Consider the following 23,743-nt stretch of genomic DNA (forward strand, 5'->3'; position numbering starts at 1 on the left):
AAGGGGCGTCATTTATAATTGTTTATTTTCCTGCAATTTGCATTTCTATCCAGTTGTGAATATCCATAAAAACTTCATCGCGAATGGTTTCGTTGTGCAGTTCGTGTAATGCATTCGTATAAGCTTTAAACGTGGCTTTGGGAGCTTGTCGGGCAAATTGTTGTGTGGCCTCCCATGAGGTAATGCTGTCGTCTTGACCGTGCAACATCAATAGAGGCATGGTAAATGATTGGGGATGGCTCATTAAGTATTCTGCAGCTGTACTGAGCCGATTGAATAGCCGTACCGATATGCGCGTATGATTTAATTGATCTTGTTCAGCACGCTCCTGCTCTACCGGATCGTGCGTCAGTTGTTTTGGGGTGATGCCATTACTGATGGTCACATGGGGAACCAGTCGATCGATGCGCCTTACCAGGTGAGTCATCCAGGGTGATGGCGGATGAACCAGACCGAGCCATGGCGACGTGATGATGGCTCCTGTCACCTGGGGGTGAAAATGCATGAGGTAATTGAGCGCCAAATTTCCTCCCATGCTGTGCCCGTAAACAAATCGAGGTGTTGCGTGAAAATATGGTGTTAAATACTTAATAAAGCTTTCTAAATCATTGAGATAATCATTTAAGTGATTGATCACCCCCGGTTTGCCTTTCGATAAACCATGTCCACGATGATCAATGGCATGAAAAGCAACGCCTTGCTCGCAAAAGCGCGATGCCCACTGGTAATATCTCCCCGAATGTTCTCCAATGCCATGAACCATAATAATTTCGGCTTTTGGGGTGTCATCAGGAATCCACGACTGTGCAAAAAGGGTCAGACCGTCAATGGCCTGGAAAGTATGATTGTGATGAATCATCAGGTTTGTTTTGTGAAGCAAGATATCAATTTCTATTGTTTGCCCCAATATTTTTTCATTGCAGCCTTGGTGTCGAGCGCTTTTATTTGCATTTTTATCATCTTCAATTCATCGTTTCTGCATGTCCACACTCAAAATATACCGAGCTTCTGCCGGTTCCGGAAAGACTTATACCCTCACCCGCGAATTTATTAATTTGCTTTTTGCTCACGATGAGGACTATCGACATACCCTGGCCGTCACATTTACCAACAAGGCCACTGCAGAAATGAAAGGGCGCATCATCAAATCACTCTACGAATTGTGGACTACCAATTTGCATAGCGATTGGATGGCAGAACTGGCTCAAAAAGCGGGTTCTGAAGAAGCGGTACGTCGCAAGGCCGAGAAAATTTTGCACCTTTTGTTGCACGATTTTTCTCGTTTTTCTATCTCAACCATCGATAGCTTTTTTCAAAAAATCATAAGGGCTTTTATTCAGGAACTTGGATTGTTTAGTGGTTATAAAACCGAGCTTAACAACACCAAAATTCTGCAACTGGCGGTCGATCGTTTGGTGATGAAGTTGGGACAGCCTGATAAACAAGAACTTCGTCAGTGGCTTATCAATTTTTCATACGAGCGTATGGAGGGTGGAAAAAGCTGGAACATTGCAGATGAAATTATGCAGCTGGGTCGACAGGTCAATGCTGAAACCTTTCAGGGCTTCCATGCTTCTTTTATTCAAAAACTCAATGACAAATTGTTTTTGGAGTCCTATAAAAATGAACTCAAGAGGGTGGTTGATACGTTTAATGATACCATGGTGACTTATGGGCAAAGCATGATGTCAATGATGAAGGCGCATGGAGTTACGTGGGACGATTTCATCAAAAAATCCAATACTCCCTTCAAAGTCATTGAAAACCTGGCGCTCCATAAAAACTTTGATAAATTACCCAATCTCAAGGCATATTTGAATGCCCCTGACACATGGTATTTAAAAACCAATAAGCAGGCCGAATCTAAAATTTTGCCTCTCTATCATGCGGGGCTTAATAATCAATTGAGCGAAGTGATTGAATTTTATGATAAGCATTTACCAGCCTACAATACGGCAAATGTCATATTACAAAATTTTAATGCATTGGCCATTCTCAATGATATTGCCAACGAGATGGATATGATTTGCAAGGAAGAGGGTATTTTCTTATTATCCAATTCTAACCGACTGCTCAATAGGATTATAGATGAAAATGATTCCCCATTTATTTATGAAAAAAGCGGAACCCGGTATAAGCACTTCATGATTGATGAGTTTCAGGATACTTCAACATTACAGTGGAGCAATTTTCGGCCTTTAATTGGCAACAGCCTTGCGGCCGATGATTATAGCTTGCTGGTGGGCGATGTGAAGCAATCCATTTATCGATGGCGTAACTCTGATTGGAAATTATTGGCAGGACAGGTCAAAACAGATTTTGAGCACCAGGGTTATTTCGAAAAGAATTTGGATACCAATTGGCGAAGCCGTGAGACCATTATTGCGTTCAACAACCGTGTTTTTGAGAAAGCATCTAATGTTTTGCAAGCCGATTTTAATGCCGATTTAGTGCATGCGGATGCTGCTCTGTCGCAAAAATGGGGTGACCGCATTGTCGAAGCCTATCACGATGTCAAACAAAAGGTCGCTGCAAAAAATATTCATTCTGGCGGACAGGTACACATCCGTTTTATTGAAGGCAACACAAAGGCCGAATATCAGGAAATGGCAGTCAAACTGGCTATTCAAAAGGTGGATGACATCATTTCACAGGGGTATTCATTTAAAGACATCTGTTTTTTGGTACGCAAAACCGACGAGGCACGACTGGTGACCAATGCCCTGCTGTCGGGGCAATACAGTTCCCGGCCCTACCCGGTGGTCTCAAATGAAGCCTTGGTTCTAGGGAGTTCGGCGGCTGTGATGATGGTGGTCAATCAGCTTTGTCACATTCTTAGTCACGAAAATCAGGTCTACAAAGCATACATTGACTTGTACTCCTCTGTGCTGACTTCCGATGAATCCGATGGTGTGGAAGCCGATTTGTTACATACGGTCATCGACACCAAAAATATATTACAACTTAAGGGGTTGCCCTTAATTGACTTGGTGCAGCGGTTGGTTCAGCAACTTCCTCCCAATCGACATGTCTCCGAAGGTGTTTTTTTACAAGCATTTACCGATATCGTGATCGAGTATGTGCAGAATGAAATGGCCGACTTGGCAGGTTTCATTGAGTGGTGGGAAGCTGAGGGGAAAATGCGTTCGGTGTCAGTGCCCGAAGACCAGGATGCCATCCGTGTCATGACCATTCATAAGTCGAAAGGTCTCGAGTTTGAAACAGTTATCATGCCCTTTCTCAATTGGGAGCTCGAAGATTCCAAACACAAAGCCATTTTATGGTGCGAAGACCCTTTTAGCAAACTCGACTACATCCCTGTGCGATTCGATAAGAAGCTCCTCGACACCTATTTTGCCAATAACTATCTCGATGAGCATCTGCACAATTACGTTGATAACCTCAACTTATTGTACGTGGCCTTTACCCGTGCATGTGCCGGTTTATTTTGCTTTTGCCCATTACCCGGAGAAAAATTCAAAACCATTGGTGATTTGCTTTTTCTTTCTTTAAGCGACCCAATGGTGCGTCGCGATTTTGAGATCATTGCCGATGTGCAATCGCAGCAACAGTTGGGGAATGATGATTCTTTTTTGGTGGGTGATTTGCCCCCATGTGCGCTCCACTCGCCATCCCATCAGGCTCAAACACCTGAGTTTTCAACCTGGCCATTGCCCATGATGCACACCTGGCCTTATGCCGATAGGGTGGCAATTTTTAAAGAGAGTGAGGGGTTTATGGATCAATCCTCTCGTTTGCAAATTAACAAAGGCAAGCAGATGCACCGTTTGTTTGAGCTGATTAAAACGCATGAAGACATTGAAAGAGCTGTCAATCAGCTGGTGTTAGAGGGATGGATCACCACTGACGATGTCGATCACATGCAATCATACGTTCGTCAGCTCATCGCGGCTCCCGAAGTGGCGTTGTGGTTCAAAGCCGGTTTGGTGGTGTTGAATGAACGATCATTATTGTCGGCAAGGGGTACTTTTCGTCCCGACAGGGTGGTGCTCGACGATAAGGTATTAAAAATCATCGACTATAAGTTTGGCGACGTACATGCCAAAGAACATGAACGCCAGGTTGCCAATTATGTCAACCTGGCGGCTCGTATGAAGTATGAAAAGGTGGAAGGATATTTGTGGTATGTGAGTGAAAATAAGGTGGTGAAGGTGACTCCCTCCCATCCTACTTTGTTTTAAACATTTGCCCGCAGTTTTTTAATCTGCTCACTTTTTCGTGATCGTTTTCTTTTTCTTTTTTTCAACAGAATGCCCAAAACGACCAATTTTTGTTCCCAATGTATAATACTGACCATGCGAGTACGCCAACAGATCGGAGCGATGGAGCTCAAATGTGCCCGTCTCGGGGTGTATATACTGTTCATCAGCTCTGACGTTCACCACCTCAGCCAAAAACATGTCGTGTGATCCCAAGGGGATTATTTGAGTCACCCGGCACTCAATGTTCAGGGGGGATTCGGCAATTACAGGAGCTTTCACCACCGTGGCAGGTGCCGGTGTCAACTTCATGGCCTCAAACTTGTTGTGGTCGCGACCCGATTTCACCCCACACCAATCGGTGGCATAGGCCAAATCTTTTGTTGTCAGGTTAATGACAAACTCGCCGGTGCGCTTCAATATTTCGTACGAATGACGTTCGGGACGTACCGAGATGTAGCACATGGCCGGGTTTGTGCATACTGTTCCTGTCCACGACACTGTGATGATGTTATACTCCTCGGGCGTGTCACCCAAACTCACCATTACTGCCGGCACGGGATAAATCATGGTTCCGGGTTTCCAATCGACTTTCGCGTGTGTCGTTGCAGCTGAATTGGATTCTTTTTTTGATGTCATTACTTATTTTAAAATCATAAAGTGTTCTGAAGTGGTGATTTTCTCGCAATAATGGCACTTGAGCGTCACATTTGATTTGTCTTCAACCATAAATCGCGTGGTGATTTCCTCGTTATTGGTGATACACTTAGGGTTCACACACTTCACGATGCCAACGAGGATGTCGGGAATCTGAACCTCGCGCTTCTCCACCACTTCATAGTCGCGAATGATGTTGAGTTTGGCACGTGGGGCTACCAGGGCAATTTTATTGATTTCGTTATCTTCAAAAAATTTCTCTGATACTTTTATGATGGCTTTGTGCCCCAATTGTCCGCTTTCGAGATTGGTTCCAAAGGTGATTTGGTTTTGTATTTTATCCAACCCCAAAATCGATATCACTTTAAATAACTGCTGCGCCGGAATGTGATCAATCACGGTTCCGTTCTTGATGGCGCTGACTTTAAGTTCTTTATTTTTGTTCATAATAACTCGTTGTTAAAGCATTAGGCTAACCCTAAAATATGAGCAATGATGGCCATGCGGGCGTAAACACCATTTTCGGCTTGTTGAAAGTAGTAGGCTTTTTCGTTCACATCCACGTCGGTGTGAATTTCATTTACACGTGGAAGCGGGTGAAGGATGCGCAAATTGTTGCGTGATTGGGACAACATCTCGTTGCGAAGGACATAGGCATTCTTTACTTTTTCATATTCCATGGGATCGGCAAATCGCTCCTTTTGCACTCGGGTCATGTAAAGAATATCAGTATAATTAATTACCTCGTTAAGATCGCGATATTCGTGAAAGGCAATGTGCGCTTTTTTCATAAAACGCTTGTATTCATCGGGCAATCGCAATTCGTCGGGAGCCACAAAGTAAAACATGGGTTGAAAATGTGACATGGCCATGAGTAACGAATGCACGGTGCGTCCATATTTTAAATCTCCGACCATGGCGATGGCCAAATCGTTGAGTTTGCCTTGTGTTTTCTGAATGGAGTAAAGATCCAGAAGCGTTTGTGTGGGATGTTGGTTCGCTCCATCGCCTGCATTGATCACTGGCACTCGCGACTGCTCGGCGGCATACCGTGCACTCCCTTCAAGTGGGTGACGCATTACAATTAAATCGGCGTAATTGCTCACCATTTTGATGGTGTCCTTGAGGGTTTCGCCTTTAGTGGCCGATGACGATGAGGAATCGGAGAATCCAATGACCCTGCCGCCTAAGCGGTTAATTGCCGTTTCGAAACTCAGTCGTGTGCGGGTGGATGGTTCAAAAAACAGGCAGCCTACCACTTTTCCGTCAAGCAGTTTTTGGTTGGGATTGGCTTCAAATTTTGCTGCCAGCTTGAGGATGTGCAATATTTCCTCGCGTGAAAAATCGGTGATGGACACCAGACTCATATTTTTCATGTGTGTAAAATTTGTTTTTCAATGGTCACATGGAACTCGCCAATAGTCATTGGCTGCACCGATCTTCGTCTTTCTTATGTGTCGAAGCGTTAAACATGGCTCGTTTCATGTTGGATGTGGATTATGAAGTGGTGTGTGACGATGGAATACATGAGGACAAAAAAAATGCCTGATAATATCAGGCAAACGACAATTTATCAACTCATTGGAGATGTTGTTTGATTTTTCTGAAACAAATGAAACAGCAGTGAAATCACCATTATTTGCCCGATTGAGCAACGCTTGTAATATCATTTGTTCGGAAATCATACCGAAAAACAAAAGTATAACGATTTACCCTACTTTTCTCGTTCACGAAGAAAAATATTTATCAACAACGTCATTGTATCCATACCCCCATGCCAAAACGGCCGGTTCGTCCTCTCGATGCCCGATACGAGAACCATTGTTCGCTGTGGCAGCACACACATTGCTGATGTTGGTGAATTTGATTGGGGTTGATGCCATTTTCGATTAATATTTGTCGATTGGCCGCATGCAAATCAAAATGGGTGGCATCCCCTTGGGGAATCAAGGCCGAAATAACTTCGGGGCAATTTTGATGAACGCTTTCAATCACCTCATGCCCCACCTGATAGCAGCATCGACCGATGGCTGGCCCTATGGTTATCTGAATATCTTGAGATTGGCAGCCATACATGTCATTCATTACATTCAAAACGTTTGCGGTGATTTTCGATACGGTTCCCCGCCAACCCGCATGGGCAACGGCCACCACTTGCCTTGAAGGATCGCTCAAGACGATGGGAACACAGTCGGCCACCAATACCATTAGTACCACACCCGGAGTCTGTGTCACCATGGCATCACATTGGGGAATGGTTCCGTCAGCTTTTTCAATAACTGCGACGCTATTGCCATGTACCTGGTTCATATATACAAATTGTTCCACCCGGAGTCCGTAGCGATTGGCTAAAGCTTGCCGATTGGACAGCACATGCGGTAAATGATCATTGACATGAGTTCCCAAATTCATGCTGTGATAGGGTGCCTGACTAAAGCCACCATTCCTGTTGGTGAGTAAGATGTGTATGTTGGACTCGTGGTGAGCCGATTGAGTTGTAGAATTCATTTGGCAAAGATAACCATTACTCTAAAGTTCGACAGGTTTGTTGTCTAAGCGCCAAAAATCGTTTGACTTCGGGGGGGGGGGACTGCTTTTAATGCGACACATTTAATTTTCATGGCTGTTGTCGACGATGACTTAACGCATGGCATTGCTGGTTATCTGTTATCGAAACAAAAAATGACAGTAATATTACCGTCATCAAGGACTCCGCGTAATTAACTCATCTCTTGATTTATATATAACCAATGATGTGTTTTTAAGCCCAGCCAAGTCAAATTATGAGTGCTTCTTCGGGTCCGCTTCGCCCCTGCTTCGGGACTGCTTCGACTGTTCTTCGACTCCGCTTCGATACCGCTTCGACCCGGAGTCGAACAAGGGGCGAAAAAGGTACGAAGTTGGTACGAATCAAACCTCAGTGTTGTGGAGCACAAGGTCTGATTAATTCGTCAAAAAATGACAATTTTAACACCCTCACGCCCACTGAATGGTGTATATTAATAATTCAATCGTGCTGTGTGATGCAAAGAGTTTTCAAGCGAATATTGTTGAGCATGTGCCTCGCTTTCAATATAGTGATAGTAACTTCTTGTGTGCCTCACTCCGTAAATAAGCAACAACCATTCATTGCCATCGATACCCTGTCGGTTACTTCAGACGAACGCATCGATACGCCATCCATTCTGACCATGCCTCAAGTCCCAGTATTATGTTACCACCGCATCGAGAATGGAACGAAAGCCAATTATAAGGTTTCGCAGGCCACCTTTGAGGCTCATATTAAAATGCTCTACGATAGCGGATATTACGCCATCACGCCCATTGAACTTTACGATTATAGGGTGAATCGCGAGCCTCTTCCCTCCAAGCCCGTCATGTTAACCTTTGACGACTCACGGGTGGCGCATTATACCATTGCTGCCCCAATTCTGGAGCAATACGGATTCAGAGGTGTTTTTTTCATTATGACCATCACATGTGATAAACCCAATTATTTATCAAAAAGTCAAATTACACAATTGGCGCAGCGTGGCCATATCATCGGGCTGCATAGTTGGGATCACACCATGGCAACACAATATCTTACGGCGAACGATTGGTTGAAACAGGTGGTCGAACCGCAAAAAATGCTTCAGGAGCTCACCGGCCAACCGATCGATCGATTGCTGGGCTTATCCCAATGGAGTTTTCAATCATTCCACCGCTCAGCAGATGAGTTATTACTTTAAATTGTCGTTCATTTTGGCTGATAAGCGTGACACATTATTTCCGTTACAAACAGTTCGTCGCATCATTGTCCCCGACATCTCTCCCGCAGTATTGTTGCGTAGCATGAAACGTTCATTTTAACCTTCATCGCATCCACCATGAAATTACCACATGTTTGTTTGTTTATTTTCATTCTTTTAGGAGTGGGCTTGGTGGGGATGCTAGGCAATGTAGCCTGCAGTCAAAGCGAAAAATCACACTCCGCCGTGATTCAGTCCCGGGATAGCATTGCGCCCGTGATGGTCACCGTTGATAGCGTTTCGTATCTCAACATCATTGATCGTTTGGCCAATGGCGACACATCGGGTCGATGGCCGGTGAAAAATCAGCCATTTCCGCCCCCGGGCGCCTTATTGCCTTTTCACCGTATTGTGGCTTATTATGGGAATCTCTATTCACGGCGAATGGGTATTTTGGGCGAGTACCCCCCTGATGAAGTGTGGCGGCGATTGAACTTAGAAGTTCAGACATGGCAACAAATCGACTCCTTAACGCCTGTGCAACCGGCCATTCATTACATCGCAGTGGTGGCTCAGGGGCATCCAATGAAGGATAGCAGCTACTGCATGCGTATGCCCGATCATCAAATCGACTCTGCTCTTGCTATCGCGAAGATGGGAAAAGCCATTCTTTTTCTTGATATTCAGGTTGGACACAGCACGGTGATGAGCGAAACTCCCCGCTTGGATAAATATCTGCGTTTGCCCAATGTTCATTTGGGCGTTGACCCTGAATTTTCGATGAAAGACGGTGAAGTACCCGGCCGGGTTATTGGGTATCTCACCGCCGATGACATTAATTTTTGCATCGACCATTTGGCCGCTTTGGTGGATGAATACAAGTTACCACCTAAAATACTGGTCGTTCATCGTTTTACTCAGGGCATGGTGAAGCACTATCGTCAAATTAAACTTCACCCGAATGTGCAGGTGGTCATCAATATGGATGGATGGGGGGAGCCGGTTCTTAAGTATAGCACTTACAAGGACTACATTTTTCGGGAGCCCGTTCAGTTTACAGGATTCAAGATTTTTTATAAAAACGATCTTCGTAAATCTCCTCATCGGTTGTTAACGGCTCCTGAGTTGATGAAGTTAAAACCTCAACCCATTTACATTCAGTATCAATGACATGATTGCCCCACTGCCTGTTTGTAACTCATTGCCATTTCATCCTGTCATTTCCCGAATAAACCCTACATTTGCGCATATTTTTTGAATTTAACGAATAAGCTCATGAGTTTTGAAAAAGAATTACAAGCCCGAAGCGGCGACGTTTGCGAATTATGTGGTGCAAACGGCGATTTACAAGGGTTTGAAGTGGCTCCTGTGCGCAAGGGAAATGCCGATGATCACGTGTTGGTGTGCCCCACTTGCCTTGAGCAAATAACCGATGCCTCTAAAACCGATGCCAATCATTGGCGCTGTCTCAACGATAGCATGTGGAGTACTGTTCCTGCTGTGCAGGTGATGGCTTGGCGTATGTTGCATCGTCTTAAAGCCGAAGGATGGCCACAGGATCTGTTGGATATGTTGTATCTCGATGAGGAAACCCTCGAATGGGCCAAAGCCGGTGTTGAAGACGAAGACGCCATCAAACATGTCGATAGCAATGGCAACATACTCCAGAATGGCGACAATGTGGTGCTCATTAAAGATTTAAATGTTAAAGGAGGTGGTTTCACAGCCAAGCGGGGTACCGCAGTTCGCGGTATCCGTCTCGACCCCGATAATGCCGAATACATCGAAGGAAAAGTTGAAGGTCAACAGATCGTGATTTTAACCCAGTACGTGAAAAAATCCAATTAATGGGTTAGATCATAAATGTGATAGAACCGCTGACGAAAGTCTGGCGGTTTTTTTTTAATGCCCTATGATGATCATTTCCAAAACCATCAAGCATAATTGTTGATGGCAGCTTGTTTTTTCTTTCTTGATACATGTATACCGTTGATGCTTGCAACTTGATTCATTAGTCCCTCATCCCCATCACTGAAGTACAATGTCGACAATTTGTCGTGAAAAAACATTCGCAAAATTGTTAACGAATAAAAAAGATTTGTATTTTCATATATCCAGATTTTGTGCTGGTTCAATACTTAAAAAAAAATTCAACTTAAACCTTAACAACATGTTATCTGTAAATGATCAGTTACAATTAGAGCAAAAAGGAATCACCATTGAGAAAATTGAAATGCAACTCTCCCATTTCAAAGATGGTTTTCCCTTTATGAACATCGTTAAAGCTGCCACTGTTGACAATGGCATATTAAGAGTCGATACTAATGCGACACAACATGCCGTGCAAATGTTTGACGATGAAGTCAAAAATGGTCTCTCAATCACCAAATTTGTGCCAGCATCCGGTGCTGCAACCCGCATGTTCAAGGCCTTGTTCGATTACCTCAATAAACTCTCCGATGAGGCTCCGGCTGAGATGCCAAAGCCTGTTGCCGAGTTCATTGAGCGCTTACCTGATTTCCCATTTTTTGACGAACTGGAGAAGTGCATGGGCATGGATTTGAAAAAATTGTCTGTGCGCAAAGACAATGCTGAGGAGATTTTGAGCACTTTCCTGCTGAATACCGGAATGAATTATGGCGGTTTGCCCAAAGGGGTGCTTAAGTTTCATGGTCAAGGAAAGCAGGCCCGTACCCCCATCGAAGAGCATCTGTTGGAAGCTGCACTTTACGGTCGTGATGCACGGGGAAAAGCCAAGCTTCATTTCACGGTCAGTCCCGAGCATGAAGCCTTATTTCAACAAATTACGGACGCTAAAAAAGGTGAATATGAAAAGCGGTTCGATGTGAGCATCGAAGTCTCTTTTTCCCATCAAAAAACAGCAACCGACACCTTGGCGGTTACCCCTGACAATCAACCTTTCAGAACAGACTCGGGTGACTTGCTTTTTCGTCCTGCCGGGCATGGGGCGCTTATTGAGAACCTCAATGACTTGGATAGTGACTTGATTTTCATCAAAAACATCGACAATGTGGTTCCCGAACACCGCGTGGCTGAAACGGTAACCTACAAAAAAGTGTTGGCCGGAACATTATGTCGAATGCGCAAAAAAGTGTTTGAGGTGCTTTCGAATCTCGACCAGCTGGAGTTGAAAACCATTCGCACACAAATCATCCCACAACTTGAAAAGGATTTGTTGTTGCAATTGCCCGACATCGTAAAAAATGCCGACGATGTACATTTAAAAAAACAACTTCACACCTATTTAAACCGCCCTATGCGTGTGTGCGGGATGGTGCGAAATCTGGGAGAACCCGGAGGGGGGCCTTTTTGGGTGATGAATGGCGACAACAGTTTGTCGTTGCAAATTGTTGAAAGTTCTCAAATTGACCTCTCTAATGCGGCGCGAAAGGCGGTTTTTGATGGAAGTTCTCATTTTAATCCTGTTGATTTGGTGTGTGCCGTGAAGAACTATCGGGGTGAAAAATTCAACCTCTTGCTCTATGTGGATCCTGACACGGGATTCATTTCCGAAAAGTCTCAAAACGGTCGTCCTCTTAAAGCATTGGAGTTACCGGGCTTATGGAACGGAGCCATGGCACACTGGCTAACCATGTTTGTCGAAGTCCCTTTGACCACTTTTAATCCCGTTAAAACCATCAACGACTTGCTTCGAGCAGAACATCAGCCCGTCAAATCGTGACCCACGACACACAGCCCCATTCGCCTCTCCCTGGCCGATGGGGCTTGTTGTTGATAACTTCATGCTTGGAATTCGCAATAATTTGGTAGTTTTGCAACGTACTAAATCAAATATATGCAGGACTTCTTGCAAGGACATTTTGATGACACCAATGAGTCGATTCAACGTTTTGAAGCGATGAATCAACATCTTCGTGAGCAGTATTTTGATGTTCACGAAGTTGAGAACATGTTTGACTATTATTTGGAAACCAACCAAATGGATTTGGCCGAACAGATTCTTTCAATTGGTCTCAAGCAACATCCCGATGCCATTCCTCTTCAAATAAAATTATCCATTGTTTTATCTGAACAAGGATTTTTCGATGAAGCCCTCGAAATCATTGAGTACCATCTTAAATTTGATCCCCAAAGCCCAGAATTGCTCATGTCGATGGGGTGGTTGTGTCTCAAAAAGGGCGATGATGTTAATGCTTTGAAATATTTCGATGAGACTTTACGTTTTGCAGGGAATGATGAAGAAAGTTTTCTGCTCGATATTGGTTTTAATCTCAACCAGGAAGGGTGTTTTGAATTGGCTGTTGACTACCTGAGAAAGGGCTGTGATCGGTATCCCCATAACGAAAACATGTGGTTCGAACTTGCATATGCTTACGAACGCACCGAAGATGACGAGGCCGGTATTGAAGCATACTCCACATTGTTGGATATGAATCCCTTCTTTGACAATGCCTGGTACAATTTGGGTATCCTTTATAATCGCACAGGGCAATTTGCCAAGGCCATTGAGGCTTATGAGTTCTCAATAGCCATTGTGTCCGATCACAGCGAGTCATTTTTCAATATGGGCAACAGTTATGCACATCTCGATCAGTTTGAGATGGCATTGGATTGTTACCTCACTTATGCTTCCTATGGGTTCGAAAATACCATGACTTTTCAATACATTGGGGAGTGTCTCGAACAGTTGGGGCAGGTCGATAAAGCCATTCGTTATTATGAAATGGTGATTGAGCATAATCCTCAATTTGCAGATGCTTGGTACGGTATTGGTACGTCGTTGATGAACAGCAGCCGAATTGCTGAAAGCATATACCCGCTTGAACAGGCTGTGCGTTTGCAACCCAAAAATCCGGATTATTGCTTTGCTTTGGGCAAAGCCTATCGTGAACTGATGGCTTACGACAAGGCCATCGCCTGCATTGAAAAAGGATTGATGCAGGATCCTGAAGAAATATGGGCTTGGATTGAACTGGTGCAGCTCCATACCGAGAAAGATCCCCTGTTTAATTTCATTGAATTTATTGACCGCGCCCTGGTTGAATACCCCACTGTGGGAGCTGTTTCGTACATGGCGGCTGTCATTTATTTTAAATTTGCGCAAGACAAAGACCTTGCGTTGGGATACCTCAAAGTAGGACGTCGTCGTCAGCCCGACGACCTTCAAGTGGTGCTCACCGAGTTCCCCGAATTGCTCAATGCCCCTGAAATCACAAAACTCATCAATAAAAAAGCTAAGAACGTAAAATAGACCATGACGTTAAATTACCAATTGCCTTATCTCCCCGAACGACCGGCTAAACCTCGCCAATCGGGTGTGACCATGATGATGGATAAAGGCCTCAGCCTTCGCGAAGCGGAAGATTTTTGTTCGGTGTCGGGCGAATATACCGACCTGGTGAAGTTTGGTTTTGGAACTTCATTGATTTGTAATAACGTAGCCGATAAATTAAATGTGTACCGTCAGGCCGGTATCGAAACCTATTTTGGCGGAACTCTGTTCGAAGCCTTTGTGATCAGAGGCATGTTTGATGATTTTCTCCGTTACTTGGAGAAATATCAAATGAAATATGTCGAAGTATCCGATGGTACCATCGAAATGGATCATGATGTGAAGTTGAAATACATCGAACGATTGGCCAAAGACTACACCGTATTGAGCGAAGTGGGTTCCAAGCTGGCCGGACGTGTGATTACCAATAATGAGTGGATCATGATGATGCGCAGTGAGTTGCAAGCCGGTGCCTGGAAAGTGATTGCCGAGGCTCGCGAAAGCGGAACCATTGGCATTTTCAACGCCGACGGTTCGGCCAATACCAAGCTGATTGCCGATATTGAGCAACAAGTGGAGCAAACTAAAATTATATGGGAGACCCCTCAAAAGAACCAACAAGTCTGGTTCATTCAGCACATGGGTGCCAATGTGAACCTGGGTAACATTGCGCCTTACGAGATGATTCCTCTCGAAACGCTTCGTCAGGGGCTCCGTGGCGACACTTTGCTGTCGTTTTTCTCCCCAAAGAGTTGTTATGACCATCTTGAAATGATTTATATGCCTGAGTCCTGTGTGAAACCACGAAGGTCTCAGGCTTTTTTTATTCCATTATAAAAGAAACAAAATGAGAACATTCGGACTTATTGGGTATCCCCTATCGCAGTCTTTCTCTCAAAAATATTTTACCGCCAAATTTGAGCGGGAGATCATCGACGGGGTTTACCATTTGTTACCCATCCCTTCCATTGACGATTTTCCTGCATTACTACAGCAGTATCCAGGAATTTCCGGCATGAATGTCACCATTCCGTATAAAGAGCAGGTGATGCCTTTTCTCACAAGTCTCAACCCTGTGGCTGCCGAAATTGGTGCTGTCAACGTTATTAAATTTAATTGGGATGGTGACAAACCCACCCTCACGGGGTATAATACCGACACCATTGGTTTTACCCGCTCCATTGAGCCCTTTTTGAAGTCTCATCACACCAAAGCTTTGATTTTGGGTACCGGTGGGGCTGCGAAATCGGTCGCTTATTCCTTGGGAAAGTTGGGCCTCGTTTGCACTTATGTCTCTCGCACGCCAGTCGATGACACAATGCTGACATACGCACGTCTCAACGATGCCCTTCTGAAGGAATATACCGTGATTGTCAACGCTTCGCCATTGGGCATGTACCCCAAAGTGGATGCTTGTCCCGATATTCCCTACCACTTACTCACTTCCGAACACCTGCTTTACGATTTGGTTTACAATCCCGAAGTGACCCTTTTCCTCCAAAAAGGACTCGAAAGGGGGGCTGCTATTAAAAATGGGTTGGAGATGTTGCACATTCAGGCCGACGAGGCTTGGAAGATATGGAATGAATAGTTATCCATTCCGTCTCATTGAAGCAATTTGTAGTATTAGAAGGGTCTGATGGCTATCCACCCCTGTATAAAGACCGGGGTTAACGTACCGGCAACCAATACCCCGGCGTTGGCTTAAATACCGACGCCGGATAGTGTATGTCCACCAGGCTCAGTGCATGAGCCGGAACCGACATCCCGGCCTCACTACGATTCTTGCGTTCAATGATGTCACAAAATTGTTCGGCGGATATCTTGCCACGCCCTACTTCCAAAAGTGTTCCCACAATCGCACGAACCATGTTGCGTAAAAAGCGATCGGCCTGTATGGTAAACACCCATGTTGATCCTTGCTGTTCCCATTGTGCCAGGTCGATGCGGCAAATATTGGTTTTGGCATTGCCGTGAAGCTTGCTAAAGCTGGTAAAATCCTGATAATTGAAAAGCAATGCTGCCGCTTGGTTCATTTTTTCAAAATCGGGCGTGAACCGGGGGAAATATGCCTGTTGGGTCTGAAACGGGTTTTTGTACAGTGACAAACGATATTCGTATCGCCTGGCAACGGCCGAGAAACGGCTGTGTGCCTCCGGCTCTACTTCCTGTATGGAATATACCGCAATATCGGGGGGTAAAATTCGATTCACCTTTTCAAGACAGGCTAGGGTCGAAACCAATGGTTCCGGCATATCGAAATGTGCCACAAAATAGGATGCATGCACCCCGGTGTCAGTGCGGCCGCACCCGGTAATGTCCGTTTGCACTCGAGTGGCTTTAAAAAAGGCATCTTGCAGTAATTCCTGGATGGTAATTCCGTTGGGCTGTATTTGCCAGCCATGGTAGCGGGATCCGTTATATGCCAGTTCAATAAAATATCGTGTCATTGGGAGCAGAGGGCTTGTTTGAGCTTCAAAAATAGGCAAAAATGGTTAGCTCTTTATTCAATTCGACAGGTTGGGCAACGAAAAACCAAAGCGACTCCCTTTGCCGGGCTGGCTTTCGACCCATACTTTGCCCCCATGGCGTTCAATGAGATCTTTGCACAGCGACAGACCCAGGCCGGTGCCCTTTTCACCCATGGTACCACGGGTTGTGCCGGAGATTGTCCCCGAAAATAGTGTGTCCAGTTTATCGGCTTCTATGCCCACGCCCGTATCCGAAACAATGATTTCGGTATTGGAGGTGTGGTGTTGAGCTGTAATGGTGATTACGCCATCGGGATGGGTAAATTTGAGGGCATTGCCCACGAAATTTCGGAACACGGTACGCAGCATGTTGGGGTCGCCTTGCACCTCCAAATTTTCTGCGATCTCGGTGTCGATATGAATGCGTTTGAGGGTGGCCGTTGGAGCCACTGTGCGGATGACCTCACCCACCATTTCGTTCACTTTCAATGGCGTTTTTTTGATGGCCAGATGGTTTTGTTGCACGCGCGACCATTCCAACAGGTTTTCAATCATGGTCAGGGTTTCTTGTGCCGAGTTTTTTACCATCTCCAGATACTCGTGGCGCTCCTGTTCGTTTAAAAGATTTTGCTTTTTTAGTAATATATCCAACAGCCCGATGATAGAGAAAAAGGGACTGCGTAAGTCGTGCGCGATGATTGAAAAAAGCTTGTCTTTTTCTTTGTTGAGATTTTCAAGTTCTTGATTTTTATATTTTAGCAACTCACCGGTGAGTCGTAATTCTGTGAGGTCGCGCGAAATGATGAGAATCATCTTGGGCAGACCATGTTCGTCGCGTATCATGGTGGCGCTCACTTCCAGAGGGATGGTAAATCGATCGGTACGAACAATATTGAGAATCAGACAAACCGGATTAGACTGCTGGTGTAATTTGAGGAATTCTTCGTGCACATATTTACGGTCCGATTCCTCAACGTGACGAATGGCTTTTTTTCCAATCATCGCCTCGGCATTATGATAGCCCAAGCTAATGGCTCCCTGATGATTGCTCATGATCCAGTAACCATCAATCGAACACAGAGCGATGCCATAGGGCGAGGTCTCCACCAATGTGCGGAAGCGCTGTTCGCTCTCCCGAAGGTTTTTCTCGGTTTGAATATGTTCCTGTATCTCGTTATAGAGTTTTTGGTTGAGTTGATAGAGATCCTGGGTGCGTTCAATCACCTTATGTTCCAAGTGTTGATTAAAGAAGAGAATCTCTTTGGTGAGTGACTTGTGATCGACATAAATTAACCGCATGTGCCGCACTTGTAAGAGCAGTAATGACAATCCTCCGATATAGAGAATGGCCATGTTGGCTGTGCTGTTGGTGTAAAACAGATAAAACAATAAGCCATACAACAACAAACAAAATGCGTAAGGAATATATGTCACCCACTCCTGATGCGACATGCCCACATGAACAGTTCCATGTTCATTTTCTTCCCGTTGGTCTTTGATGGAAAGAGCGGACAGGGACATGAGAAAATAAAAGGCGAAATATCCCAAGTCAATCCAATCGCCTGTATCGTAGGTGTCTTGATACGACAGGGCCGTGTAAGCAATGTCGGTCACCACCACGATGCTAAGTGCCACCACCATCAATCGGATGGCCCGATTGGCCATACGCAACGGATATTTGTACAAGAGCATCACAATGGACCAAAACACCAGGATGTCACCCAGTGGATAAGCGATGACCAGGAGGGTTTTTATAATATCCTCTTGTTGCGAAACAAAGAAGGGATACACCACCAGATACCAAAATATCACAGCGGTGCAGATGAGAATCATGATGAGTTCATTGAGCGCTTTGCGGCGGTAAAAGGCGCTTTTCTCCATATTGGGTAATGCCCACACCCCGGCAATGATAAATGGATAATTCATTAAATACCCAATGTCAGCCAGGGAAGGGTCAGTTTCCAAATGCCATATCAGTTCATTGAATAGCCAAAGCAAATCGCCCATGAACCAAAAGAACATTGACAGGCTAAAGAATTTTAAGCTGCTTCGATAGTCTGACGGAGTTTGGGGATGTTGCCACACATAAAGCAGGATGCCAAAAGCCATGCCCGAACAAGCCAAAAAAAAGAAATTGCCAAATACCAGCAGTGGGGTTGCCGGAAGGATGGCATAACTCAAAACAGCCATCATAAACAGGCCAATGGTGATACGGATCAGATTTTTAAAATTGATCATTCGGTGTCGTCGGATGTGAGGAAGGGTGATTGTCTCCATAATTTCTTCTCCAACCCCAAGTTCGTACATTCAGGGAGCAATGTCACCTAAAACAATGATGAAATGATCTGTCATGCCCCAAAACACGATAAAAAGGGGGCGCTCCCCCCTCCTTTTGTCCTAAGATGGGTGCGATGAATGACGGAAAGACGTAATTTTGATGCCCAATAGATTCGGATGTTGGAATGCCTGTTGAATGCATTACAACCCAGCATTAACTCATCTTCATCAACGTGTCTGACTAATAACTCACACTGAGTTTCAGTGAGAAAACATGAGAACCAGTGAGGCGAAGAAACCTCAGTGTAACTCAGCAAAGGGAGTTATATAGTCGTCTGTTCTGTGATGAATCAATGTATTTCAACATTTTAAAGGTGCCTGAAAGGGCCGAATCGTCTTTACCGATAATGATAGCGTTTTGAAAACACGTCCCTCTTCTGTTGATTTGTTTACCACCTTTTTCAAGATTGGTTTTTTCACCTTTGGTGGCGGGTTGGCCATGATTCCCTTCATTCAGGCCGAATTCACCACCAAAAACAAATGGCTCACGCAGGACGACATGGTCGACATCATCGCCCTGTCGCAATCGCTGCCGGGCATTATTGCCATTAACTCATCCATTTTTATCGGGTTGCGGCTGCGGGGGCTTCCCGGCGCTTTGATGGCTGCCTTGGGAACCATTTTGCCGGCTTTTCTCTCCATCATTGCCATTCTGGTGGTGTTGGTCAATTTCGAAGAAAACTTCTACGTCCAAAAGGTGTTTACCGGCATCAAGGCCACGTCGGCCGCCCTCATACTCGATACGGTGATTCGTTTGGTGCGGTCGTCGCTCAAAAACAGGTTCGCCTGGGCCATGGCGGCCATCACGTTTTTGCTTATCACCATCTTCAATGTCAATGCAGCCTGGGGAATTCTCATTGGAGCCCTCTCGGGATGGATTTGGTTCGTTTACATCAAAAAGATTTAACGCTATGGCATATCTGCAGCTCTTTTATGTGTTTTTCAAGGTTGGCATTTTGGGTTTTGGCGGCGGATACGCCATCTTGCCCATGATTTATCAGGAGATACAGACGTTTGGTTTTATCACGCACGATGATTTTTCGAACCTGGTGGCTTTGTCGCAAGTCACTCCGGGGCCCATTGCCATCAATGCTGCCACGTATGTGGGGTTTAAAACGGCCGGCACGCTGGGTGCCACTGTGGCCACTGTGGCGGTGACGCTGCCTTCGCTCATGCTCATTGTGATTGTGTCGCATGTGCTGAGTAAGTTCAAGGAGAACGTGGTCATTCAGGGCATCCTCAAAGGCATTCGGCCGGCCACCATCGGGCTTATTGGCTCTGCATTTATCTTTCTGGGGCAGGCGGCTTTTATGAACAGTACTTCTCTCCTGCCCGATGCTCAACTGACATCGTGGCTGGGTGCCGTTCAGTGGGAGGCCGTCATCATTTTTGTGATCATCTTTGCCCTGATGCGACTCACCAAGCTGGGCGCCATTTTATTGACGCTGGTGGGGGCGCTGCTGGGGTTGTGTTTGCCGGCCTTGCATGGTTAAAGGCTCATCATCGCGTCGATTTACTCCTATTTTGTGGGCATTGTTACCTATGATCTCTGTTGTGTGGCTATCAATGAAAGACAAATTATTGAACTGCGCGCGGCATCGAATCACAAGGTTGTGTGGGGTTAATTGCGTCCAATAAAATGTGTACACAAACATCCACCGAACTGTGGTCGGTGGTGATGGTGACATCGGGGTGTCGGGGGGCTTCGAACAACGAATCGATGCCGGTGAAGTTTTTGATTTCACCCCGATCGACTTTCAGGTAAAAGCCTTTGGGATCGCGACGGCGGCAGGTGTCGAGCGATGCCTGCACATACACCTGAGTCAGCGGGGTATTGTGCAACACCTGTTGCATCACCCGGCGGGTCTCTTCGGTAGGGGTGATGAAACTGCACAGAGTTACGAAGCCCGATTCCATAAACAGCTTGGCCACTTCGGCGCTGCGGCGGATGTTCTCGAGCCGATCCTCGAGCGAAAAGCCCAGGTTACTGTTCAGCCCCCGGCGTAGGTCGTCACCATCGAGCTGTTTCACGGCAATGCCTTTCTGCCTCAGCGTTTTTGCCACGGCATCTGACAGGGTGGTTTTGCCGGCGCCCGATAATCCAAAAAACCAAATGACTTGGGGTTGCATGTTGAAAGGTTTCATAATTTGAGTTAAGTGATGGTCTATCTATGGGAAACTCGGTGACTTCTTTGTGTAACGCTGAGGTATTATGACACTGAGTCAAAATAAACGCAAAGGCGCGAAGGCGCTGAGTGATATTGTTACGCCTTGCGTTAAAATAACAAAGCAGATAACTCAAAGAGTTATAAAGTAGTTGAACTGAGTTTTCAATGAACACAGAGGCACAGCGTTTTTTTTGATTATCATTTAAGGTTGAGAAACTTTAAATCTGTGTTAAAATAATAAAAGCAGATAACTGAAAAGTGTTACATATTAAGAGTCGCAGAGTCGCGGAGGGAATGATTGAGTTATCATTCTCCGCGACTTAGCGTCTCTGCGTTTACAAATCACTCATTGAGTGGATTAGTTTTTGACAATTTTCACGGTTTGTGTGTCACCATTCACGGTTACACGCACCAGGTAGATGCCATTGGGCATGGCTGACAGGTCGATGTGTGCGCGGCCGTTTTCAATGGTGCCATTCAACAGGCGTGTGCCGCTCAGGCTTTCAACACCATAAGTGCCCGGTTGGTCGGTGCCCGTTTCGACGGTCACACTTCCGGCGGTGGGGTTGGGAAGCACCGACAGAGGCGAGCCGGCAGCGAATGACGACGACGAGGCCTTTTCTTTCACCTCGATGGACATGCTGAGCTCGGTTTTGTTGCCGGTTTTATCGGTGGCTGTCCAGGTAACTGTGTGGGTGCCCACATCAATGGATTCTCCGGCCAATGTGCTGCTGTTGTTGAAATTGTTGGTTACAACCAACCCATCGCAGTTATCGGTCGCTACCAACGGATCGAATTCGGTGCCGTTAACGGTATAGGTGAGTGTTCCGATCTCGATTTTTACGGTAGCATCGGCCGGTAGAGTCAACTCCGGTGCGGTGATGTCGGTCCAGAGGTATTGACGGAGACGGAAAGTGGGGTTTAGTTTGTCGGTATCATACACAAACACGTCCAGACCACAAGTTTTATTTGTAATACTGGTGAAGGTATTATAGTTTGATTTGATAACATCACCATCAGCAGACATGTAATCCTGATAAACAAATTCATTGTCACTATTCTGGAGATATACCTTTATAGCTTCACTTTCATTCGAATATCCCGAAACAAACAAATCAAGATTCCCATCATTATCAATATCACCAAAAGAGATAAAGTTAACGGTACCATTCCCAAAAGAAACGAATTCTTCGCCCGCTTTGAGTGCCACAGGCGCTTGGAAACCGTTTTCGGTCTGCGCATATTGATAAATCATTCCGTCATTATTGGAAGGCACAAAGAGGTCAGGATAACCGTCACCCGTTAAATCGGCAAATTCAAAATTTGAGAACCGATCGATTAATAATTTGTCAGTCCCGGTCATGATGATTTCACCTTTGATTAGTTGATCATCTTGACTATAAGCATATTTCTGCAGCTTGAATTTATCAATAAAATTTATGATGTCATAAGAATCATACTCCGGGATGATCAATTCAAATTGCCCGGAAGGATCTAACTGCGTTAATGAAAATCCACGATTGCTTGTAATGAGTGTGTTGTTTTCACTCAAATATTCCTGAAAAATAAAATCTCCATCAGAATTGGCTTTTGCAGTTCCAATATTTGAATTGGAACTAAAAAACAATTCAAGTACGCCGTCATTGTTCAGATCAACCAACGTGAATTCTGTGAAAGGCGCTTTATTTAACATCGATTCGGTAGTCTTTAAGTTTTCAGAACTACTAAATGTTCCTGGTATCTCAGTGTCCTTATAGAGATTGATTTTATCCCCGTTCAGGTTGCACACATCCAATATCCCGTCGCCATCTACATCGGCAATGGCACCCATTGGCGTTTTGGGGACATATTGCGCATCTTTTACAAGAAGATAATTAAAGTTTGTAAATGTACCTGTACCATCATTGGGGTAATATCGGAGTTCACTTTTAGAGCGGTCAATGAAATCAACTTTACTATCGCCGTTAATATCGGCCATATCGAAGTCATATGAGTCGAAAGCTGTGCCATTTATTTTTAGAGGTGTCGAATTAGAGAAGTTCCCACCTTCATTTTTAAAAATCATCACGCTATTCGTACTTGGAATTTGGGGTTCATATGAATAATTCTGAAACCCTATCAGTAAATCAACATCTCCATCCCCATCCACATCGGCCATCTTAAGCGAATTAATCCATGTGAATGGGTGTGATAGTGAATTGTCTTTTTTAAAAACTCCGTTGGTGTTTTTAAAAATTTGTATTTCAGATGAGTACCACGCATCATTAGATGCTATTAAATCTAAATCCCCATCAGAGTCAATGTCACCAAATGTAAGAATGCATCCATAATCAATCTTGATTTCGGAATTTAAATCATTTTTCAAAGTGCCGTGACTAGTAAAATTCCCGATTCCATCATTTAAGAATTCGTTAATGGTACCATTGCGCATTCCTAGGTATAAATCCTGATCGCCATCCTGATCCAGATCGGCAAAAGCCATACTAATTGTTCCGGTGGCTTCCAGATCAGCGGTCTGAAACAGCTTCACATCCCCCTTGAGCTTGAATTCCTGGGCGTTGGCCGTTGCAGCAGTGAGCACCAGGGCCAATGCGGTACCTGCCAGGCGGATGCCGGTGTGGGATTGCATTTTTTCGAGCTGGTGAAACACCGTTTTCAGCTTGTTGAGCAGTTGGTTATGCTCATTGGCATCCATGGCCACGGCCAGCCGCTGGTGCACCTTGTTAAACTTCGCGACCAGTCGGTTCCACTGTCGCCATTGGCGTACAAAAAGTAGTTTCTTCCTCATGAGGTATTGTTTTTATTATTAAAAAACACTACTGACCGACAAAAAATAAAATAAGGGTTACCGCCCGAAGGTTTCACCCTATAGTTGTAGATTTATGTTGCGAAACAAAATACAACT

The 23,743-nt window shown here is 45.0% G+C and carries 19 protein-coding genes; 10 read left to right on the forward strand and 9 right to left on the reverse strand.

Going from position 1 to position 23,743, the window contains the following annotated elements; translation table 11 throughout:
* Window positions 1-22: 22 nt before the first annotated feature.
* The gene (locus LX69_RS10755; RefSeq protein ID WP_146260712.1) at window positions 23-859 is read right to left on the reverse strand and encodes an alpha/beta hydrolase; all 837 of its coding nucleotides are present in this window, start codon (window positions 857-859) and stop codon (window positions 23-25) included.
* 121 nt (window positions 860-980) lie between these two features.
* Here LX69_RS10755 and LX69_RS10760 point away from each other — a divergent pair, with 121 nt between their 5' ends.
* Window positions 981-4,202, forward strand: coding sequence for a UvrD-helicase domain-containing protein (locus tag LX69_RS10760; protein WP_111446036.1), 3,222 nt, complete (start codon window positions 981-983; stop codon window positions 4,200-4,202).
* A 27-nt stretch (window positions 4,203-4,229) separates the two neighbouring features.
* On the opposite strand, the gene LX69_RS10765 is transcribed toward LX69_RS10760, so the two are convergent.
* The 4 genes from LX69_RS10765 to pgeF all read right to left on the reverse strand — a co-directional run bounded on the left by LX69_RS10765 (window position 4,230) and on the right by pgeF (window position 7,385).
* Window positions 4,230-4,859 (reverse strand): flavin reductase family protein, encoded by a 630-nt coding sequence (locus LX69_RS10765; RefSeq protein WP_111446038.1) that lies wholly within the window; start codon window positions 4,857-4,859, stop codon window positions 4,230-4,232.
* Window positions 4,860-4,862: 3 nt separating this feature from the next.
* Window positions 4,863-5,324, reverse strand: a complete 462-nt coding sequence (gene pyrI / locus LX69_RS10770) for an aspartate carbamoyltransferase regulatory subunit (RefSeq protein WP_111446040.1) — start codon at window positions 5,322-5,324, stop codon at window positions 4,863-4,865.
* Window positions 5,325-5,344: 20 nt separating this feature from the next.
* The gene (pyrB, locus tag LX69_RS10775) at window positions 5,345-6,253 is read right to left on the reverse strand and encodes an aspartate carbamoyltransferase (RefSeq protein WP_111446041.1); all 909 of its coding nucleotides are present in this window, start codon (window positions 6,251-6,253) and stop codon (window positions 5,345-5,347) included.
* A gap of 379 nt (window positions 6,254-6,632) precedes the next feature.
* Window positions 6,633-7,385 (reverse strand): peptidoglycan editing factor PgeF, encoded by a 753-nt coding sequence (pgeF, locus tag LX69_RS10780; protein WP_111446043.1) that lies wholly within the window; start codon window positions 7,383-7,385, stop codon window positions 6,633-6,635.
* 587 nt (window positions 7,386-7,972) lie between these two features.
* Here pgeF and LX69_RS10785 point away from each other — a divergent pair.
* The 7 genes from LX69_RS10785 (at window position 7,973) to LX69_RS10815 (ending at window position 15,453) form a co-directional block, all read left to right on the forward strand.
* Entirely contained in the window at window positions 7,973-8,608 is a 636-nt protein-coding gene (locus LX69_RS10785; protein ID WP_170124332.1) for a polysaccharide deacetylase family protein, read from the forward strand.
* A gap of 138 nt (window positions 8,609-8,746) precedes the next feature.
* On the forward strand, window positions 8,747-9,778 hold the full coding sequence (locus tag LX69_RS10790; protein WP_111446046.1) for a hypothetical protein: 1,032 nt from the start codon (window positions 8,747-8,749) through the stop codon (window positions 9,776-9,778).
* Window positions 9,779-9,883: 105 nt separating this feature from the next.
* Window positions 9,884-10,456, forward strand: a complete 573-nt coding sequence (locus tag LX69_RS18155) for a PhnA domain-containing protein (protein ID WP_111446067.1) — start codon at window positions 9,884-9,886, stop codon at window positions 10,454-10,456.
* Between the two features lie 322 nt (window positions 10,457-10,778).
* On the forward strand, window positions 10,779-12,311 hold the full coding sequence (locus tag LX69_RS10800; protein ID WP_111446047.1) for a DUF4301 family protein: 1,533 nt from the start codon (window positions 10,779-10,781) through the stop codon (window positions 12,309-12,311).
* A 114-nt stretch (window positions 12,312-12,425) separates the two neighbouring features.
* Window positions 12,426-13,841 (forward strand): tetratricopeptide repeat protein, encoded by a 1,416-nt coding sequence (locus LX69_RS10805; RefSeq protein ID WP_111446048.1) that lies wholly within the window; start codon window positions 12,426-12,428, stop codon window positions 13,839-13,841.
* A 3-nt stretch (window positions 13,842-13,844) separates the two neighbouring features.
* Window positions 13,845-14,699, forward strand: coding sequence for a phosphosulfolactate synthase (locus tag LX69_RS10810; protein WP_111446050.1), 855 nt, complete (start codon window positions 13,845-13,847; stop codon window positions 14,697-14,699).
* Between the two features lie 10 nt (window positions 14,700-14,709).
* Window positions 14,710-15,453, forward strand: a complete 744-nt coding sequence (locus tag LX69_RS10815; RefSeq protein WP_111446051.1) for a shikimate dehydrogenase family protein — start codon at window positions 14,710-14,712, stop codon at window positions 15,451-15,453.
* A gap of 79 nt (window positions 15,454-15,532) precedes the next feature.
* On the opposite strand, the gene truA is transcribed toward LX69_RS10815, so the two are convergent.
* Complete coding sequence (gene truA, locus LX69_RS10820; RefSeq protein ID WP_111446053.1) at window positions 15,533-16,312, reverse strand: tRNA pseudouridine(38-40) synthase TruA; 780 nt, start codon at window positions 16,310-16,312, stop codon at window positions 15,533-15,535.
* Window positions 16,313-16,369: 57 nt separating this feature from the next.
* Window positions 16,370-18,610, reverse strand: coding sequence for a PAS domain-containing sensor histidine kinase (locus LX69_RS10825; RefSeq protein ID WP_170124333.1), 2,241 nt, complete (start codon window positions 18,608-18,610; stop codon window positions 16,370-16,372).
* A gap of 418 nt (window positions 18,611-19,028) precedes the next feature.
* Here LX69_RS10825 and LX69_RS10830 point away from each other — a divergent pair, with 418 nt between their 5' ends.
* On the forward strand, window positions 19,029-19,577 hold the full coding sequence (locus LX69_RS10830) for a chromate transporter (RefSeq protein ID WP_170124334.1): 549 nt from the start codon (window positions 19,029-19,031) through the stop codon (window positions 19,575-19,577).
* Between the two features lie 4 nt (window positions 19,578-19,581).
* The gene (locus LX69_RS10835) at window positions 19,582-20,163 is read left to right on the forward strand and encodes a chromate transporter (RefSeq protein WP_170124335.1); all 582 of its coding nucleotides are present in this window, start codon (window positions 19,582-19,584) and stop codon (window positions 20,161-20,163) included.
* Between the two features lie 85 nt (window positions 20,164-20,248).
* Here the strand turns inward: LX69_RS10835 and cysC are convergent, their stop codons facing one another.
* Both cysC and LX69_RS10845 read right to left on the reverse strand, forming a co-directional pair.
* Window positions 20,249-20,800 (reverse strand): adenylyl-sulfate kinase, encoded by a 552-nt coding sequence (gene cysC, locus LX69_RS10840; RefSeq protein ID WP_170124336.1) that lies wholly within the window; start codon window positions 20,798-20,800, stop codon window positions 20,249-20,251.
* 396 nt (window positions 20,801-21,196) lie between these two features.
* Window positions 21,197-23,626, reverse strand: a complete 2,430-nt coding sequence (locus LX69_RS10845) for an FG-GAP-like repeat-containing protein (protein ID WP_111446060.1) — start codon at window positions 23,624-23,626, stop codon at window positions 21,197-21,199.
* Between the last annotated feature and the right edge of the window lie 117 nt (window positions 23,627-23,743).

Source organism: Breznakibacter xylanolyticus (assembly GCF_003254275.1).
GTDB lineage: Bacteria > Bacteroidota > Bacteroidia > Bacteroidales > Marinilabiliaceae > Breznakibacter > Breznakibacter xylanolyticus.

Excerpts from the sequence above, each read along its gene's own strand:
- LX69_RS10810 (WP_111446050.1), top strand. The coding sequence starts at position 13,845 with ATGACGTTAAATTACCAATTGCCTTATCTCCCCGAACGACCGGCTAAA.
- cysC (WP_170124336.1), bottom strand. The coding sequence starts at position 20,800 with ATGCAACCCCAAGTCATTTGGTTTTTTGGATTATCGGGCGCCGGCAAA.
- LX69_RS10760 (WP_111446036.1), top strand. The coding sequence starts at position 981 with ATGTCCACACTCAAAATATACCGAGCTTCTGCCGGTTCCGGAAAGACT.
- LX69_RS10835 (WP_170124335.1), top strand. The coding sequence starts at position 19,582 with ATGGCATATCTGCAGCTCTTTTATGTGTTTTTCAAGGTTGGCATTTTG.
- LX69_RS10790 (WP_111446046.1), top strand. The coding sequence starts at position 8,747 with ATGAAATTACCACATGTTTGTTTGTTTATTTTCATTCTTTTAGGAGTG.
- pyrB (WP_111446041.1), bottom strand. The coding sequence starts at position 6,253 with ATGAAAAATATGAGTCTGGTGTCCATCACCGATTTTTCACGCGAGGAA.
- truA (WP_111446053.1), bottom strand. The coding sequence starts at position 16,312 with ATGACACGATATTTTATTGAACTGGCATATAACGGATCCCGCTACCAT.
- LX69_RS18155 (WP_111446067.1), top strand. The coding sequence starts at position 9,884 with ATGAGTTTTGAAAAAGAATTACAAGCCCGAAGCGGCGACGTTTGCGAA.
- LX69_RS10765 (WP_111446038.1), bottom strand. The coding sequence starts at position 4,859 with ATGACATCAAAAAAAGAATCCAATTCAGCTGCAACGACACACGCGAAA.
- pgeF (WP_111446043.1), bottom strand. The coding sequence starts at position 7,385 with ATGAATTCTACAACTCAATCGGCTCACCACGAGTCCAACATACACATC.
- LX69_RS10805 (WP_111446048.1), top strand. The coding sequence starts at position 12,426 with ATGCAGGACTTCTTGCAAGGACATTTTGATGACACCAATGAGTCGATT.
- LX69_RS10825 (WP_170124333.1), bottom strand. The coding sequence starts at position 18,610 with ATGGAGACAATCACCCTTCCTCACATCCGACGACACCGAATGATCAAT.
- LX69_RS10800 (WP_111446047.1), top strand. The coding sequence starts at position 10,779 with ATGTTATCTGTAAATGATCAGTTACAATTAGAGCAAAAAGGAATCACC.
- pyrI (WP_111446040.1), bottom strand. The coding sequence starts at position 5,324 with ATGAACAAAAATAAAGAACTTAAAGTCAGCGCCATCAAGAACGGAACC.
- LX69_RS10815 (WP_111446051.1), top strand. The coding sequence starts at position 14,710 with ATGAGAACATTCGGACTTATTGGGTATCCCCTATCGCAGTCTTTCTCT.
- LX69_RS10845 (WP_111446060.1), bottom strand. The coding sequence starts at position 23,626 with ATGAGGAAGAAACTACTTTTTGTACGCCAATGGCGACAGTGGAACCGA.
- LX69_RS10755 (WP_146260712.1), bottom strand. The coding sequence starts at position 859 with ATGATTCATCACAATCATACTTTCCAGGCCATTGACGGTCTGACCCTT.